The organism is Massilia yuzhufengensis, assembly GCF_900112225.1.
Classification (GTDB): Bacteria; Pseudomonadota; Gammaproteobacteria; order Burkholderiales; family Burkholderiaceae_D; genus Telluria; species Telluria yuzhufengensis.
The window spans coordinates 64167-78695 of the sequence record NZ_FOLD01000023.1 but is presented as its reverse complement, the minus strand read 5'-3'; the positions used below and the strand labels follow the sequence as shown (position 1 = coordinate 78695).

The 14529-nt window shown below is 65.1% G+C and carries 16 protein-coding genes and 1 tRNA gene; 5 read left to right on the top strand and 12 right to left on the bottom strand.

Going from position 1 to position 14529, the window contains the following annotated elements; all coding sequences use genetic code 11:
- Nucleotides 1-27: 27 nt before the first annotated feature.
- The 4 genes from BM031_RS17760 to BM031_RS17745 all read right to left on the bottom strand — a co-directional run bounded on the left by BM031_RS17760 (nucleotide 28) and on the right by BM031_RS17745 (nucleotide 2843).
- A complete protein-coding gene (locus tag BM031_RS17760; RefSeq protein WP_091875901.1) occupies nucleotides 28-360 on the bottom strand; it encodes a rhodanese-like domain-containing protein in 333 nt (110 codons plus the stop codon).
- A gap of 7 nt (nucleotides 361-367) precedes the next feature.
- Nucleotides 368-1021 carry a protein-L-isoaspartate O-methyltransferase family protein gene (locus BM031_RS17755; RefSeq protein WP_091875900.1) on the bottom strand — a complete coding sequence of 218 codons (654 nt, stop codon included), beginning with the start codon at nucleotides 1019-1021 and terminating at the stop codon, nucleotides 368-370.
- A 164-nt stretch (nucleotides 1022-1185) separates the two neighbouring features.
- Nucleotides 1186-1839: a TetR/AcrR family transcriptional regulator gene (locus BM031_RS17750; RefSeq protein ID WP_091875899.1), complete on the bottom strand. Its 654-nt coding sequence runs from the start codon at nucleotides 1837-1839 to the stop codon at nucleotides 1186-1188.
- 113 nt (nucleotides 1840-1952) lie between these two features.
- On the bottom strand, nucleotides 1953-2843 hold the full coding sequence (locus BM031_RS17745) for an SDR family oxidoreductase (RefSeq protein ID WP_091875898.1): 891 nt from the start codon (nucleotides 2841-2843) through the stop codon (nucleotides 1953-1955).
- Nucleotides 2844-2944: 101 nt separating this feature from the next.
- Between BM031_RS17745 and BM031_RS17740 the strand changes: the two genes are divergently transcribed.
- Nucleotides 2945-3232, top strand: a complete 288-nt coding sequence (locus BM031_RS17740) for a YkgJ family cysteine cluster protein (RefSeq protein WP_091875897.1) — start codon at nucleotides 2945-2947, stop codon at nucleotides 3230-3232.
- Nucleotides 3233-3416: 184 nt separating this feature from the next.
- Here BM031_RS17740 and BM031_RS17735 read toward each other — a convergent pair whose 3' ends face one another.
- Nucleotides 3417-3626 (bottom strand): hypothetical protein, encoded by a 210-nt coding sequence (locus tag BM031_RS17735; RefSeq protein ID WP_091875896.1) that lies wholly within the window; start codon nucleotides 3624-3626, stop codon nucleotides 3417-3419.
- Between the two features lie 83 nt (nucleotides 3627-3709).
- Nucleotides 3710-4057 (bottom strand): hypothetical protein, encoded by a 348-nt coding sequence (locus tag BM031_RS17730; protein WP_229408999.1) that lies wholly within the window; start codon nucleotides 4055-4057, stop codon nucleotides 3710-3712.
- Between the two features lie 273 nt (nucleotides 4058-4330).
- On the opposite strand from BM031_RS17730, the gene BM031_RS17725 reads away from it, so the two are divergent.
- Both BM031_RS17725 and recQ read left to right on the top strand, forming a co-directional pair.
- Nucleotides 4331-5164, top strand: coding sequence for an undecaprenyl-diphosphate phosphatase (locus tag BM031_RS17725; protein WP_091875894.1), 834 nt, complete (start codon nucleotides 4331-4333; stop codon nucleotides 5162-5164).
- A 4-nt stretch (nucleotides 5165-5168) separates the two neighbouring features.
- Complete coding sequence (gene recQ / locus BM031_RS17720) at nucleotides 5169-6992, top strand: DNA helicase RecQ (RefSeq protein ID WP_091875893.1); 1824 nt, start codon at nucleotides 5169-5171, stop codon at nucleotides 6990-6992.
- Nucleotides 6993-7007: 15 nt separating this feature from the next.
- On the opposite strand, the gene trmB is transcribed toward recQ, so the two are convergent.
- Nucleotides 7008-7688 carry a tRNA (guanosine(46)-N7)-methyltransferase TrmB gene (trmB, locus tag BM031_RS17715; protein ID WP_091875892.1) on the bottom strand — a complete coding sequence of 227 codons (681 nt, stop codon included), beginning with the start codon at nucleotides 7686-7688 and terminating at the stop codon, nucleotides 7008-7010.
- Nucleotides 7689-7870: 182 nt separating this feature from the next.
- Between trmB and BM031_RS17710 the strand changes: the two genes are divergently transcribed.
- Nucleotides 7871-8986 carry a succinylglutamate desuccinylase/aspartoacylase family protein gene (locus BM031_RS17710; protein WP_091875891.1) on the top strand — a complete coding sequence of 372 codons (1116 nt, stop codon included), beginning with the start codon at nucleotides 7871-7873 and terminating at the stop codon, nucleotides 8984-8986.
- Here the strand turns inward: BM031_RS17710 and BM031_RS17705 are convergent.
- The gene (locus tag BM031_RS17705) at nucleotides 8958-9611 is read right to left on the bottom strand and encodes a DUF6064 family protein (RefSeq protein WP_091875890.1); all 654 of its coding nucleotides are present in this window, start codon (nucleotides 9609-9611) and stop codon (nucleotides 8958-8960) included. The two genes, BM031_RS17710 and BM031_RS17705, sit on opposite strands and share 29 nt — an antisense overlap.
- Nucleotides 9608-10519, bottom strand: coding sequence for an aldo/keto reductase (locus BM031_RS17700; RefSeq protein ID WP_091875889.1), 912 nt, complete (start codon nucleotides 10517-10519; stop codon nucleotides 9608-9610). The genes BM031_RS17705 and BM031_RS17700 overlap by 4 nt, the downstream gene beginning before the upstream one ends.
- A gap of 85 nt (nucleotides 10520-10604) precedes the next feature.
- Here BM031_RS17700 and BM031_RS17695 point away from each other — a divergent pair, with 85 nt between their 5' ends.
- On the top strand, nucleotides 10605-11906 hold the full coding sequence (locus BM031_RS17695) for a sialidase family protein (RefSeq protein WP_143084633.1): 1302 nt from the start codon (nucleotides 10605-10607) through the stop codon (nucleotides 11904-11906).
- A gap of 167 nt (nucleotides 11907-12073) precedes the next feature.
- Here the strand turns inward: BM031_RS17695 and BM031_RS17690 are convergent, their stop codons facing one another.
- The 3 genes from BM031_RS17690 to BM031_RS17680 form a co-directional block, all read right to left on the bottom strand.
- Complete coding sequence (locus tag BM031_RS17690; RefSeq protein ID WP_091875887.1) at nucleotides 12074-12763, bottom strand: PEP-CTERM sorting domain-containing protein; 690 nt, start codon at nucleotides 12761-12763, stop codon at nucleotides 12074-12076.
- Between the two features lie 525 nt (nucleotides 12764-13288).
- Nucleotides 13289-13362 (bottom strand) — tRNA-Gly (locus tag BM031_RS17685).
- A gap of 84 nt (nucleotides 13363-13446) precedes the next feature.
- Nucleotides 13447-14451, bottom strand: a complete 1005-nt coding sequence (locus tag BM031_RS17680; protein ID WP_091875886.1) for a TraB/GumN family protein — start codon at nucleotides 14449-14451, stop codon at nucleotides 13447-13449.
- Between the last annotated feature and the right edge of the window lie 78 nt (nucleotides 14452-14529).

Here is a 14529-nt window from a genome sequence, read left to right as displayed (position 1 = left end):
CAGGAGTCATCAAGTTTAGGATGCAGGTCAGTACTTCGGCATCGAAGGATCGACCTGTACGGCCCAGGCGTGTATTCCGCCCGTCAAATTCGTTACGTTGCTAAATCCGTTCCGTTCGAGGAAAGCAGCCACCTGCATGCTGCGTGCCCCGTGGTGGCAGATGCACACGATGTCGCGGTCATCGTCCAGTTCATTGGCGCGGATCGGCACCAGGTGCATCGGGATCTGGGTGGAACCTGCGATATGGCAGGTTTCGAATTCCCAGTTCTCGCGCACGTCCAGCAGCAGTGGCGGCTCGGCTGCCCCGGCGTCGGCCTGGGCCAGCCGGGCTGCCAGCTCGGGGGCGGTCATGTGCTGCATCGCGGCCTCAGAACTGGAAGCGCGACGGCGTTTGCGCGCCGGCCAGCATCTTGACATTGGTCTCGAACAGCGTGACCGTGTCGACCGCCGTTTCCGACGTGCGGGTGATGATGTTGAAGCTCATCGCCGGCGCCTCGCCCAGGATCACCGCCAGGCGGCCACCCACTTTCACTGCCTTGAGCAGCGCCTCCGGCAGCACCGGCAGGCCGCCCGACACCACCACCACGTCATACGGTGCGCCCTTGTCCCAGCCGGCTGCGCCATTGCCCTCTTCCACCGTCACGTTGGTGACGCCGGCGCGGGCCAGGTTCTGCTCGGCCAGTGCCTTGGCTTCCGGCAGGATTTCCACGGTGGTCACGTGGCGCGCCTTGTGCGCCAGCAGTGCCGCCATGTAGCCCGAGCCGGTACCGATCTCGAGGACGGTCTCGTGCTTCTTGACCGCCAGTTCCTGCAGGATGCGCGCTTCAACCTTCGGGTTGAACATCGCTTCGCCGCCCGGCAGCGGGATCTCGACATCGGCAAACGCCAGGTTCTGGTACGCGGCCGGCACGAACTGTTCGCGCTTGACCACGTGCAGCAGGTCGAGCACGTCCTGGTCAAGCACGTTCCACGGGCGGATCTGCTGTTCGATCATGTTGAAGCGGGCTTGTTCGATATTCATCTGAGTTCTCAGTGGAAAAATAAATAATCCGATATTTTATCGTTGAAAGGCCTCAGGACGCACATCTTAACGACGGGCTCCCCGGGACCATGGGAAATTGCGACAGTCTGCAGTTTAGAGGGGTTGAACGCCGAAAAAACGGCGCGTTGGCGCAAATGGCAAGCTTATTGCCGTGCGCCGGCAGGGGGAAGCAGGCCGCCCAGGGCCATGTCGAGGAAGGCGTCGAGGAAGGCTTGCGGCTGCAGGTCGTCCGAGGCACAGGGGCCGACCGCGGAGTGTTTCCAGGTGACGAGCATCATCATCGGCGCCATCAGCACCCGCGTCACCTGCTGCACATTGACGGCGCGGAATTCATTGCGGTCCACGCCGCGCTCGAGGATCGTCGAAATCATGCGGATGACGCGCACCACGACTTCTTCCTGGTAGAACTTGGCCAGTTCGGGGAAATTGCCGGCTTCGGCTGTCATCAGCTTGCCGATGCCGGACACCTTGCTTTGGCCGATGCGGTCCCACCAGCTCAGGATCACCTGGCGCAGCAGGTCGGCGCTGTGGCCCTCGAATTCGGCCACCGATTCCTCGGCTTCGCCGATGAAGGGCACGATGCTGCCGCGCACCACGGCCTTGAACAGTTCTTCCTTGTTGGTGTAGTAGAGGTAGAGCGTGCCCTTGGAAACGCCGGCGCGGCGCGCCACGTCTTCCAGGCGGGTGGCGGCGAAACCGCGTTCGACGAACAGGTCAATGGCGGCAGCAAGGAGCTCCTGGGGACGGGCATCCTTGCGGCGTTCCCACCGCGGCTTGCTGTCGAGAGGACATTGCATGTTTCTGCCTGGGCAACTGATGAGCCCCAGAATATAGACGGGGCTTGTCAAGCAGTCAAGCTATCGTTGGATTCCCGAAACTGTCAATATAAACAGGTATTTACGTCATTCCGTCAGCTGATGCCGGCGCCGTAGATACGGCCGTTGGCGCCGGTGGAATACAGGGCGCCGCCGGGGTTGCGCGGCGGGATATCCTGCTGCTGGCGCGGCACCTGGACCACCGACAGCCGATCGGCCAGGCCGGGCGCCAGCCTTCCCAGCATGATGTCGAGCTCGGCCATCATCCCGACCCGGACGTTGCGCATCGGGACAATCGCGGCATGCAGGATCGCCGCGGCGACCTCGTGCGGATCGACTTGCGGGGAAGGCAGCTTCGGCTCGCGCTCCATGTAATTGCGCGCATGCTGGGGCAGTGGGGTGTCGACGGCGGTGGGCTCGATCAGCGTGATCGACACCGGGTCGCCATCCATCTGCTCGACCTCGATGCGCAGGGCATCGGTGAAGCCCTTGACCGCATGCTTGCTGGCCGAGTACATGCCCTGCATCGGGATCGCCACCTCGGACGCTTCGCTGCCCAGGTTGATCAAGGCCCCGCCCTGCCGGCGCAAGTGGGGCAGCGCCACCAGCGAACCATGCACCATGCCCCAGAAATTGATGTCGAACAGGCGCCGGCTGTCTTCCTCGCTCACCTGGTCGAGGCGACCGTAGATGGTGCCGCCGGCGTTGTTGACCCAGGTGTCGATGCGGCCGAAATGCGCGATCGCGGCCTGCGCGATGCGCTCGACCTCGGCGCGTTCTGCCACGTCGGCCACCACCGCAATGGCCTCGAAGCCGTTTTCCACCAGCCCCTGCACGACTGCGTCGAGCACGTCGCCCCCGCGCGCGGCCAGCACCAGTCTGGCGCCCTGCTTCGCCGCTTCCTGGGCGGTGGCCAGGCCGATGCCACTGGAGGCGCCGGTGACCACCATGACCTGGCGGTTCAGGGGTTTGAGAGGACTGGACATGTTACCTCCTGCGGGCGGTGTGCGATGGATACAACGTAGCAGGAAAACCGGGGGCGACGCGCCCGCTACGGGCCGTGCGGCAGGTATACTGCGGCCCTGCCATGACCCACGTTGCCCCTTCCCCCGCCCTGCCCTGCCGCGACCACTGCGGCGCCTGCTGCACCGCGCCCTCGATCACCAGCCCGATTCCCGGCATGCCGAATGGGAAGCCGGCTGGCGTGCGCTGTATCCAGCTGGCAGATGACAACCGCTGCCGCATTTTTGGGCAACCGGAACGGCCGGCGTTCTGCGGAGGGTTGCAGCCGTCGGTGGAGATGTGCGGGAATAGCCGGGAGCAGGCGATTCGCTGGCTGGATGAACTGGAGCGGGCGACGGCGCCGGGCGCCTAGCGTCGAGCGCCTGGTAGACTGAATTTTTTTCACTCCCCCCAAGACCGTCGCACCGGCGAAGGCCGGTGCCCAGTTTTTTCGCAGATCGCTATCGCTATCGCTCGCATGAGCTGACAAGACGCGACGGAATTGGGTTCCGGCCTGCGCCGGAACGACGTGCTGGGCTAACGAGAAACAGTCATGTTCAGGGCGGGTCATCGTGTGATTGCCCCTCCGGCATCACCAACCCATTCCACGTTTTCTTCTTTTTCACTACCACCGTCTGTTCCTGCGCCGGCTTGATCGCGGGCGGCGGCCCCACCGGCAGGGGAAACCCAAGAAACACCATCACCAGGAAGATGGGCAGCAAGGCAAAAAACAGCGGCCGCCGCCAGTTCAGTTTCTGTTTGAGCATGGCCAGCACATGGTGATGCGCTGATGCAAATGCAAGCACCTTCGGTCACCCGTGCCGGGTAACTTGCAGGCACGACGCGATGCCTACACCACGGCTTGCTTGCCGCGCGCCTGCTGCACCCCTTGGAACAGGCTGCCCAGGGTCAGTCCATCGTGCCAGATCTCGTCGAGCATCAGGCCGTATTTATCGCGCAGCGACTTGGCCAGCGCCTCGATTTCCTTCGCATCGGGCAGCCCGCGGGTGGGATTGACCTCGCGATAAATGCCAAGCACTTCGTCGTCGGGACGCAGGTGCAGCTTTTCGCTGTCGCGGAAGGCAAAGGCCGCCCCGAACAGCGACAGGAAATCGCGGATGTCCTTGCGGGAAGCCGAAGGGAAGGTGCTGCGCCAGGCCCGGCCCTGCCAGGGACGGTAACGCAAGGAGTTGGGCAACTGCCCGCCGTGGAAAGCTGCCCAGGCGAGCGCAGCAAGAACTAGAACAACGAAAAGACTCATGCGTTTGAGTTTAGCACGCGTTCGCGGCCGTGGCGCACGACAGAATTCCTGTGTTCCGCTACCGGATGTAACCCGGCGGCAACGCGCGCGCGGTACAATCTTGCATCTGCACATGCCGCACATGGGCGCCGCAGGTGCCCGTGGTAAGCTTCGACCCCGCCGCATTTTCCCTGAACACTTTCCCGCAACCGAATTTACCGCACAGCATTCATGGACATACTTCTCGCCGTCAAAGCGATCATCATGGGCCTGGTCGAGGGCTTCACCGAGTTCCTCCCGATTTCCTCCACCGGCCACCTGATCCTGGCGGGCAGCCTGCTCAATTTCACCGGCGAAAAGGTCAAGGTCTTCCAGATCGCCATCCAGGCCGGCGCCATGCTGGCCGTGATCTGGGAATACCGCCAGCGCATTGCCACCGTCCTGGCCGGCCTGGGATCGGACCCCAAGCAGCAGAAATTCGTCGTGAATCTCATCATCGCCTTCATTCCGGCGGCCGTGCTCGGCTTCCTGTTCAGCGAAATGATCAAGGCGAGACTGTTTACGCCGGTACCGGTGGCTACCGCCTTCATTGTCGGCGGCCTCATCATCTTGTGGGTGGAACGCCGCCACACGGGCAAGCAGCAGGCTGCGCGGGTCGAGAGCGTGGACGACATGGGCTATGGCGACGCGCTGAAGGTGGGCATCGCCCAGGCCTTCGCCCTGATCCCCGGCACCAGCCGTTCCGGCGCAACCATTATTGGCGGCATGCTGTTCGGCCTGTCGCGCAAGGCTGCGACCGAATTCTCCTTCTTCCTGGCGATCCCGACCCTGCTGTCGGCCACCGTGTATTCGGTGCTCAAGGAACGCCACCTGCTGTCGATGGCCGACCTGCCGATGTTCCTGCTCGGCGGCCTGGCCGCGTTCGCTTCGGCCTTCCTGTGCGTGCGCTGGCTCCTGCGCTACATCAGCACGCACGACTTCACGATCTTCGCCTGGTACCGTATTGTGTTCGGTATCCTTGTACTCGTGACCGCACACTTCGACCTGGTGGTGTGGGCAGAATAAGAGCATGACTACCGAGCTTCAAACGCGCGCCCTCCACGTCCTCGAGACGGTCTTCGGCTACCCCGCCTTCCGCGGGCACCAGGGCGAAATCGTCGAGCACGTGGCCAGCGGTGGCGACGCACTGGTCCTGATGCCCACCGGCGGCGGCAAGTCGCTGTGCTACCAGATCCCGGCGCTGCTGCGCGACGGGGTGGGCGTGGTCGTCTCGCCGCTCATCGCGCTGATGCAGGACCAGGTCGACGCGCTCGAAGAAGTCGGCGTGCGCGCCGCCTTCCTCAATTCCACCCAAACTTTCGAGGAAAGCCAGCGCATCGAGCGCCTGGTGCGCAGCGGCGGGATCGACCTGGTGTATGTGGCGCCCGAGCGCCTGCTGACCCAGCGCTGCCTCGAACTGTTCGACGCCTCGCCGATCTCGCTGTTCGCCATCGACGAGGCGCACTGCGTGTCGCAATGGGGGCACGACTTCCGGCCGGAGTACATCCGCCTGTCGGTCCTGCACGAACGCTACCCGGGCATCCCGCGCATCGCCCTCACCGCCACCGCCGACCAGCAGACCCGCGACGAAATCGCGCACCGCCTGCAGCTCGACGATGCGCGCAAGTTCGTCTCGTCCTTCGACCGGCCGAACATCCGCTACTCCATCGTCGAGAAGACCACCGGGCGCAAGCAGCTGCTGGACTTCATCACCAGCGAGCACGCCCAGGATTCCGGCATCGTCTACTGCCTGTCGCGTAAAAAGGTCGAGGAAACCGCCGAGTTCCTGAACGAACACGGCATCCGCGCCCTGCCCTACCACGCCGGCATGGAATACAGCGTGCGCGCCGCCAACCAGTCGCGCTTCCTGCGCGAAGACAACATCACGATGGTGGCCACCATCGCCTTCGGCATGGGCATCGACAAGCCGGACGTGCGCTACGTCTGCCACCTCGATTTGCCGAAAAGCCTGGAAGGCTACTATCAGGAGACCGGCCGGGCCGGCCGTGACGGTCTACCGGCCAGCGCCTGGATGGCCTATGGCCTGCAGGACGTGGTGCTGCAGCGCCGGATGATCGACGAATCCGACGCCGACGAAACCTTCAAGCGCGTGCTGTCGATGAAGCTCGACGCCATGCTCGGCCTGTGCGAAACCCTCACCTGCCGGCGCATGCGCCTGCTCGATTATTTCGGCGAGCGCTCCGGCCCCTGCGGCAACTGCGACACCTGCCTGATCCCGCCGGTGCAGGTCGACGGCACCGTGCCGATGCAAAAGCTGCTCTCCACCGTCTACCGCGTGGACCAGCGCTTCGCCGCCGGCCACGTGATCGACGTGCTGCGCGGCGCGCAGACAGAGCGCATCAGCCAGTGGCACCACGACAAGCTTACCGTCTACGGCGTGGGCGCCGACCGCCCGGAACAGGAATGGCGCGCCATCGTGCGCCAGGCCATCGCGCTGGGCTTCCTCACGGTGGACCACGACGCCTTCAGTTCGCTCAAGCTCACCGACGCCGCGCGCCCGGTACTCAAGGGCGAGCAGAAGGTGCAGCTGCGCCAGTACCAGAAACCGGTCAAGGCCAAGCGGCCTTCGTCGCGCGCTGCCGGCAGCTACGAGGAACTGGAACTGTCGCGCTCCGAGCAGGCCATCTTCGAGCGCCTGCGTTCATGGCGCATGGGCACCGCGCGCGAGCACGGGGTGCCGGCCTATGTGGTGTTCCAGGATGCGACCCTGCGCGAGATCGCCAAGGGCAAGCCGACCTCGCTCGATGCGCTGCGCGGCGTGTCCGGCGTCGGCGAGAAAAAGCTGGTGTCGTATGGCGACGAGATCGTCGCCATCATCAACGAGATGATGTAATGCCCGCGTTGGGCGTTACCGTTTGGTGAACACCAGGTCCCACACCCCGTGGCCGAGCTTCAGCCCGCGATTCTCGAACTTGGTCAGCGGGCGGTAGGCCGGCTGCGGCGCGTAGCCTTCGGCGGTGTTCTGCAGCGCCGGCTCGGCGCCCAGCACCTCCAGCATCTGCACCGCGTAGTCTTCCCAGTCGGTGGCGCAGTGCAGGTAGCCCCCGGTCGCCAGCTTGTCGCACAGGACCTTCACGAACGGCGGCTGGATCAGGCGGCGCTTGTTGTGGCGCGCCTTGTGCCACGGATCGGGGAAGAACACGTGCACGCCGGCCAGCGCACCGTCCGGGATCATGTGGTTCAGCACCTCGACCACGTCATGCTGGATCAGGCGCAGGTTCTCGATGCCCTGCTCGCCGATCTGCTTGAGCAGGCTGCCCACGCCCGGCGTGTGCACCTCGACCCCGATAAAATCCTTCTCGGGCATCAAGCGCGCAATGTGCGCGGTGGTGTCGCCCATGCCGAAGCCGATCTCCAGCACCACCGGCGCCTTGCGGCCGAATGCCTGTTCCAGGTCCAGCGCTTCGCGCTTGTGCTCGATCAGGTACTTGGGGCCGAGTTCCTCCAGCGCGCGCGCCTGCGCGGTCGACAGCCGCCCGGCACGCGTGACGAAGCTGCGGATGCGGTGTTCGGTCGGATCGTAAAGCATGGGCCGCGCCGGGCCGGTGGGGGGCTGTTCAAGGGACATGGGGGAGCGATATGAGGGAAAAAACGGCTGTCATTATAGCCCAGGTCTTCCCCATGGCCGCCTTCGGGCGGCGTGCGGGGCCGCAAGGTGCAATCGTTGCATAATCATGGTTTATTCCTTGCCGCGCCGCCGGAGTTCCTGCCATGCATTCGACGAAGCACCCGATCGCCACCGACGACAACGTCGCCACCGTCCACCTGACCTCGCACCACTACGGCACCGCCGGCAGCGGCAAGAAGGTCTATATCCAGGCGGCGATCCATGCGGACGAAGTGCCGGCGATGCTGGTCGCGCACCTGCTGCGCCAGCACCTGGAACGCCTGGATGCGGAAGGCCGCGTCAAGGGCGAGGTCATCCTGGTCCCGGCCGCCAACCCGCTCGGGCTGTCGCAGGTCCTGCACGGCGCACCGTTCGGGCGCTATGACCTGTCGACCGGCACCAATTTCAACCGCGCCTACCGCCACGTGGCGGCCGACCTGACAACTTCGCTCAAGGGCAGGCTGGGCATGGACGCCGCGGCCAATGTGGCGCTCATCCGCGAAGAAGCGCAGCGCAGCGTGGCGGCCTGGGAGCCGAAGGACGGCGCCGCCACCCTCAAGAAAACCCTGCTGTCGATGGCGATCGATGCCGACATCGTGCTCGACCTGCATTGCGATAACGAGGCGGTGCTGCACATGTACACCGGCACCCCGCTGGTGGAAGCCGTGATGCCGCTGGCGGCGCTGCTGGAATCGCGCGTGCTGCTGGTGGCCACCGAGTCGGGCGGCGAAGCGTTTGATGAGGCCTGCAGCCGCCTGTGGTGGGACCTGGCCGGCCACTTCAGCGGCGCGGCGATCCCACCGGCCTGCGTGGCCGTGACGGTGGAACTGCGCGGCGAGAACGACGTCAACTACGAGTACGCAGGCAAGGATGCGGCGGCGATCCTGCAATACCTGGCGCTGAACGGCGTCATCGACATGCCGGCGCCGGCGATTCCCGAGGCACTGTGCGGCACCACGCCGCTGGACGCGGTCGAGCCGCTGCATGCGCCGCATGCCGGCGTGCTGGTGTTCCACAAGAAGCTGGGCGACCGGGTCGAGGCGAACGAGCCGATCGCCGACATCGTCAACCCGGTGAGCGGCCAGGTGAGTACCGTGTCGGCCAGCCACGCCGGCCTGCTGTTCGCCAGCACCGCGCATCGCCACCTGCTGCGCGGCATGCATGTGTGCAAGATCGCCGGCGAGGAATCCTTCAGGACCGGGTATTTGCTGGCAAGCTGAGCGCTGCGGCGATGCCGACCAACGCGACCGCAGGCAGCAGCCAGGCCTGCGGCGCGCCCAGCTCGGCCAGCGTGGCGCCGCTGGCCGCACTCCACAGCAGCGGCAGCACCCATAAAGGCCACGGCGCACGCCACAGCAGCAGCGCAGCGAAGCTGGCGGCAACCGTCGGGTCGGGCGCCAGGCCGAAGACTTCCGCCTGCCACCAGCTGCGGCCGTCCAGCGGCGCCAACAGCGGATAGGCCGCCAGCGCGACCGCCACGATGAACAGCCCCACGCCGCGAGTTTTACCCGACGTGGGCAAGCCGGCGCCGCGCTTCGCGGCCATCCATGCCAGCAGGACGGCCTGCAGGCAGAAGCCGGCCGCGAAATAAGGGGCGCCGGTGTTGATGTCGGCATAGGGTCCGGCGTGGTAGGCCCAGGCCACCGCCAGCCATGCGCAGGCGAGCAGCGCGAACGCGCTCCGCCCGGCCGCACGGAGCATGGACACCGCAAGTGCCGCACCGGCGGCCAGGCCCAGCAGCGGCAGCGGCCACAGCGCGCGGTTCACCAGTTCGAACTGGCGGAAGTAGGTGCGCGCCGAGAACATCAGGAAGTCCGCCAGCGAATACGTCCACCACTCGCTCATGCCAGCCTTTCCACATCCTGGATGATGCGGCGGCGCAGCGCCTCGTCCGGCAAGGGCCCGCTGGCCGCCAGCATGTTCTCGCGCACATGGGCGACGCTGGACGTGGCTGGAATCGCGCAGCTCACCGCCGGGTGCGCGACGATGAACTTGAGCAGCACCTGCGCCCAGCTGGTGCACCCGATCTCCGCGGCCCAGCCTGGCAGGCGCTTGCCGGCCAGCGCCTGCGTCAGCTCGCCCTGGCGGAACGGGCGGTTGACGATCACGCCGATGCGGCGCTCGCGCGCCAGCGGCAGGATGCGCTGCTCGACTTCACGATCGAGCACGTTGTACGAGACCTGCACGAAGTCGAGCGGCTGGCTCGCCATCAGCTTGAGGATATCGGCATGCCGGCGGCCCTCCGAGGTGGTGATGCCGACGTAGCGCAGCCGCCCTTCCCGCTTCATGCGAAACAGCATGGGCAGGTGGGCTTCCCAGGCCAGCAGGTTATGCACCTGCAGCAAGTCGAAGCGGGGAATGCGCCACAGCTTGCGCGAGGCCTCGGCCTGTGCCGGCCCTTGCTCCCCTGCGCCGATCCACACCTTGTCGGCGGCGAACAGTTGCGCGGGCCTGAGCCTGGCCAAGGCCTCGCCGATCACGTCCTGCGCCGAACCGTACATCGGCGACGAGTCGATCAGGCGCCCGCCGCTGGCGAAGAACTGCGCCATCACCTGCGCGCATTCGGCGCGGGCGGCGGCATCGCGGCCGACATTGAAGGTGATCCAGCTGCCCAGGCCGACCAGCGGCAGCTGCTCGCCGGACGAAGGAATGGCCCGGGTGAGCAGCGCCGGGCGGCCCTGGGCGTGGCTGAATGCGGGCAGCGCCAGCAATGACGCCAGCAGGCGGCGGCGGGATCGGGACAGGGTAGCCATGCGGGCGCTCCTCAGGAAATGGGGCGGGTAGGATGCGAGCATACCGCGCCTGCGCCGGGCGCGGCGCAGCAGCCGGGACCACGTCATGCCTACCCGCCCTCGCACTTGCTTCATCCTTGCCGCGCTCCTGTTGGCCGGCGCTCCCGCCTGGCCTTCACCCGGAGCGGACGCCGTCGACTGGCTCCCGGTGGTAACCGTCGCCAGCGGCGGCGGCACCAAGGGCCCATGGAAGCAGAACGACAGTCACTACGACTACGTGGACGACGGCACCGTCGCGTTCACGCCGCGCGGCGCCCTGGCCGTGGCCTGGGCCGACCAGCGGCGCAAGGACGTGCTGCTGCAGGTGTTCGGCGCGGATGGACGGGCGCAGGCGGCGCCGGTGAACGTATCGCGCAGCCCGGCCACGTTCTCGTGGATGCCGCGCATCGCGAGCAGCGCGCCCGGCATGCTGTATGTGCTCTGGCAGGAGATCATCTTCTCGGGCGGGGCGCACGGCGGCGACATCCTGTTTGCGCATTCCACCGATGGCGGCCGCAGTTTTTCGGCGCCGCGCAACCTGTCGGCGTCACGCGGCGGCGATGGCAAGGGACGGCTCGATCGCGCCACGTGGTCGAACGGGAGCCTGGACCTGGCGGCCGGTGCTGACGGCCGCGTGTTTGCGGCATGGACCGAATACGACGGCGCGCTATGGCTGGCGCGTTCGCGCGACGCCGGCCGCAGTTTTACCCTGCCGCAGCGCATCGCCGGCGACAGCGCCCGGCCGGCGCGGGGACCGTCCATCGCGCTCGGCCCGAAAGGGCAAGTCTGGCTGGCCTGGACGGTGGGCGAAGACGTGGATGCGGATATCCGCGTGAGCCAGTTGGGTGACGACGGCCTGGCGTTGGCGGAGCCGGTGACCGTCGGCGCGGCCGGGGCACGCGCCGATGCGCCGCGGCTGGCGGTGGGCGCGGATGGACGCCTGCACCTGGCCTACATGGAGCAGGTGGGCAGGCAGGCGCCGGTCGTCCGCTACGCGCAGTCGAATGGTCGGGCTTTGGCATTTGCAGCGCCACGTACCGTGTCTGCGCAGGGCGAAGCGGCGGCGGCGCCGCAGCTCGCCGTCGATGTGCAGGGCCGCGTGCACATGTCGTGGGAGGCGGCGAATGGCGTGCGCTACACGGTCGATGCGGGCGCCGGGTTTGTGCCGCCGGGCGCGGCCCCGCATGGCCAGCCGGGGGACGGCAGCAGCCAGGGTAGCCAGCAGGGCATGCTTGGAAAGAAGCTGACTGCAGGAGCCGATGACGCCATTGCACTCATCAACAGCTCGTTCACGCCAGGGCGAGGCAGCCGGGTGTGGCTGATACGCGGGCGCCTGACCGCGTCGGCCGGAGTCGGATATGGCCGATGACATGGCAGCGCCGACCTGAAGCGGATCGATGGCGACGCTGCGTCAAGGGCCGGTCCAGCCAGTCGTCCCGTAAAAATGCGAGCGGCCCGATCGCAAGATCGGGCCGCCAGGACATCATTGACGTATCGGAAACGCGGCGCCTGTTTTCAGGAGACGCCCGCTCGTCGTCAGGCCTGTTTCGTTGCCTTGCGGCGGCGCGCAAACACCATGCCGGCGAATGCCAGCCCGGTCAGTGCGACCGTACCTGGTTCCGGAACGCTGACGGTGATTTCTGCAGCTGGGCCGACCAGTGCGGTGGGGGTCAGATCCGTACCCTCTACCATCGAAAGGCGGAACGAGGTGGCGCTGGCGCCGAATGGATTAAAATCATAGCCCAGAGCGGCATTCATGAAAGGCATCTCCATGTTCCAGGACTCTGCACCGGCGGCGCCATAAATGATCGCGTTGGTGATGGGATTGCGCAGCGTCGTCAAATTGAACAGCGTGCGGTACTCCACAGCGGCAGTCGGATCGACATCGACTTCGAGGAACACGCTGCACGTGGAGCAGTTCCCGGTATTGAAGGCAAAATCGAAACTCCAGTTAGCGTAATTCTTGGTAGGCTCGCCTGGATAGATTCCCTGCTGTGCAAAGAACGTGTCCACGCCATTATTCGGGAGGGTCGGTCCGTTCTTGTAGCCGTGCGCGCCCATCGCAACGAATCCACCGTTATTGTAGTTCACCTGATTGAACTGCACGGCACCCAGGCCGCTGCTGCCTGCTGGCGGCCAGCCCGGGGGCGAGGTGGTCAGGGCTGCTTGTGCAGCGAACGGAGCCAGCGCGAAAAGGGCTGCGGCAAGAATTTTTTTCGTGAACATTTGATCCCCTAGGTGTTTGTGGTGTCTGTGACGGCAGCTGCCATACTACGAGGCCACCGATATATGCTTACTAAGCAAACACCGTGCCAATCAACTCACTCTACGAGAACAGCAATTTAAAACAAGCACTTACAATAGAATCAAGGCCAATCACTTTTAAGATCTTGTCGGCTATGTAAGACAATTCGACAAAGTAATAAAGTTAGCTGGAAATTCAATCGTGGAGGTCATATTGCCGCAAACCATTCCGAAATCTTTTGCCGGTTTGTGACAACGCGTGGCGCGGCAGTGTGTGCAAGCAAGGAACGGGATGTCAGCCTTGGCACGATCTCAAAGCATGGTGGAATCAGGTGTCTTGGCATACGCGAACACCTATTGCTCTCCGCCGCTGTGCCTGTTTCCACAATCAGCCGCGTATGCTGAAACGGTGCTTGGTAGCGCGCACTGAAGAACGATCGTGTTAAAAATTGCTGGCCGGGAAGGGGCTTTCGCGAACAATCACCTGCGAGATCATGTCGGGCCAGTTGGAGCGGGTGAAGGGAATCGAACCCTCGTCTTAAGCTTGGGAAGCTTCGGCTCTACCATTGAGCTACACCCGCGTTGCCAGCATTCTACGCAAATTTGGTCGGGTTTGACAAATTGCTGTGAGTCGGCGCGTAGGCCCTTTTTCAGGCATCGGTATTTTATTCGGGCTGTTCCACTGTATACCCCTTCGCCGCCAGCGCCGCCACCAGTCCTTTCGGATTCAGTACATCCTTGATCGACAACACCGCGAAGGTCGACGCGTTCTTCGCCAGCGCCGCCTCGGCATTGGCCACCCACAAGGCCTTGAGCCGCGCTTCCGCCGTCTGGAAGGCCGGGTTGTCGCGCACTGCGGCGCTGTTGCGGATGACGTCGCTGCAGCTTTCCTGGTGGTCCACGAAATCGAGCTTGCGGATGCCGTCGATGTCGCCCTTGGACCAGGCGTTGGCGCGCACGCGCATGGCGTCGATGTCGGTTTCCAGGCGGCTCAGGGTGGCGGCGAAGCAGGCAGCGTCGTCGAGCGGCGACTTCTTGAAGTCCTTGACCATGCGGCGCGGGTCGTCCACCGGCAGCTCGAGCACGGTCCTGGTCACCTTGAGCTTGTTCTGGTCGACGATCTTCTCGACCTGCTTGCGCACGTCGGTGCTGGTTGTCAATCCGGCCTGCTTCAGCGCGGCGCCGAACAGCCGGCTGGCCACCATGATCGGGCGCTCGCGCTCCGTATTCTTGGGCAGGTATTTTTCCTTCAGCGGCAGCCAGCGCGCGTAGACGTCGGCCGGCAGCACGTCGCGCAGCGTCTTGTCGTCGGGAATATTGTTGATGCCGATGAGCGAAGGCAGCGCCAGCGCGGTCTTGAAGTAAGGCAGGTCGAGCTTGGTGGACGGCGGCGCCAGGTATTCCTGCGAGCGCCCGATGACGGCTTCGACTTCGTGCGAGCGCCAGTCCATCTTGATGGGCAGCGGCGAATAGGTCCCGAAGATCCACAGCACGTGGCCGTCCTTCGACACCTTCCACATGCCGGGTCCCGGCTTCTGGCCGACGACCAGGATCTGCTCCGGCGCGGCCGGTGGATCTTGCGCATCGGCCTCCTGGGCCCAGGACGGCGCCGCAGCGAACAGGCACAGCGAGGACAGGCACAGCGCCGGGAGGATTGCGAGTTTGGGCATCAGGTCATCCTTGTTATTGGTGTCCGAAAAGCTTAACTCTTCAATATGAGCCAGCGCTTAAACGCCGGCCCCTCCTGC

Excerpts from the sequence above, each read along its gene's own strand:
- BM031_RS17700 (WP_091875889.1), bottom strand. The coding sequence starts at position 10,519 with ATGGCTACCCTGTCCCGATCCCGCCGCCGCCTGCTGGCGTCATTGCTG.
- BM031_RS17745 (WP_091875898.1), bottom strand. The coding sequence starts at position 2,843 with ATGTCCAGTCCTCTCAAACCCCTGAACCGCCAGGTCATGGTGGTCACC.
- BM031_RS17695 (WP_143084633.1), top strand. The coding sequence starts at position 10,605 with ATGCCTACCCGCCCTCGCACTTGCTTCATCCTTGCCGCGCTCCTGTTG.
- BM031_RS17710 (WP_091875891.1), top strand. The coding sequence starts at position 7,871 with ATGCATTCGACGAAGCACCCGATCGCCACCGACGACAACGTCGCCACC.
- trmB (WP_091875892.1), bottom strand. The coding sequence starts at position 7,688 with ATGCTTTACGATCCGACCGAACACCGCATCCGCAGCTTCGTCACGCGT.
- BM031_RS17680 (WP_091875886.1), bottom strand. The coding sequence starts at position 14,451 with ATGCCCAAACTCGCAATCCTCCCGGCGCTGTGCCTGTCCTCGCTGTGC.
- BM031_RS17760 (WP_091875901.1), bottom strand. The coding sequence starts at position 360 with ATGCAGCACATGACCGCCCCCGAGCTGGCAGCCCGGCTGGCCCAGGCC.
- BM031_RS17740 (WP_091875897.1), top strand. The coding sequence starts at position 2,945 with ATGACCCACGTTGCCCCTTCCCCCGCCCTGCCCTGCCGCGACCACTGC.
- BM031_RS17690 (WP_091875887.1), bottom strand. The coding sequence starts at position 12,763 with ATGTTCACGAAAAAAATTCTTGCCGCAGCCCTTTTCGCGCTGGCTCCG.
- BM031_RS17725 (WP_091875894.1), top strand. The coding sequence starts at position 4,331 with ATGGACATACTTCTCGCCGTCAAAGCGATCATCATGGGCCTGGTCGAG.
- BM031_RS17755 (WP_091875900.1), bottom strand. The coding sequence starts at position 1,021 with ATGAATATCGAACAAGCCCGCTTCAACATGATCGAACAGCAGATCCGC.
- BM031_RS17705 (WP_091875890.1), bottom strand. The coding sequence starts at position 9,611 with ATGAGCGAGTGGTGGACGTATTCGCTGGCGGACTTCCTGATGTTCTCG.
- recQ (WP_091875893.1), top strand. The coding sequence starts at position 5,169 with ATGACTACCGAGCTTCAAACGCGCGCCCTCCACGTCCTCGAGACGGTC.
- BM031_RS17735 (WP_091875896.1), bottom strand. The coding sequence starts at position 3,626 with ATGCTCAAACAGAAACTGAACTGGCGGCGGCCGCTGTTTTTTGCCTTG.
- BM031_RS17750 (WP_091875899.1), bottom strand. The coding sequence starts at position 1,839 with ATGCAATGTCCTCTCGACAGCAAGCCGCGGTGGGAACGCCGCAAGGAT.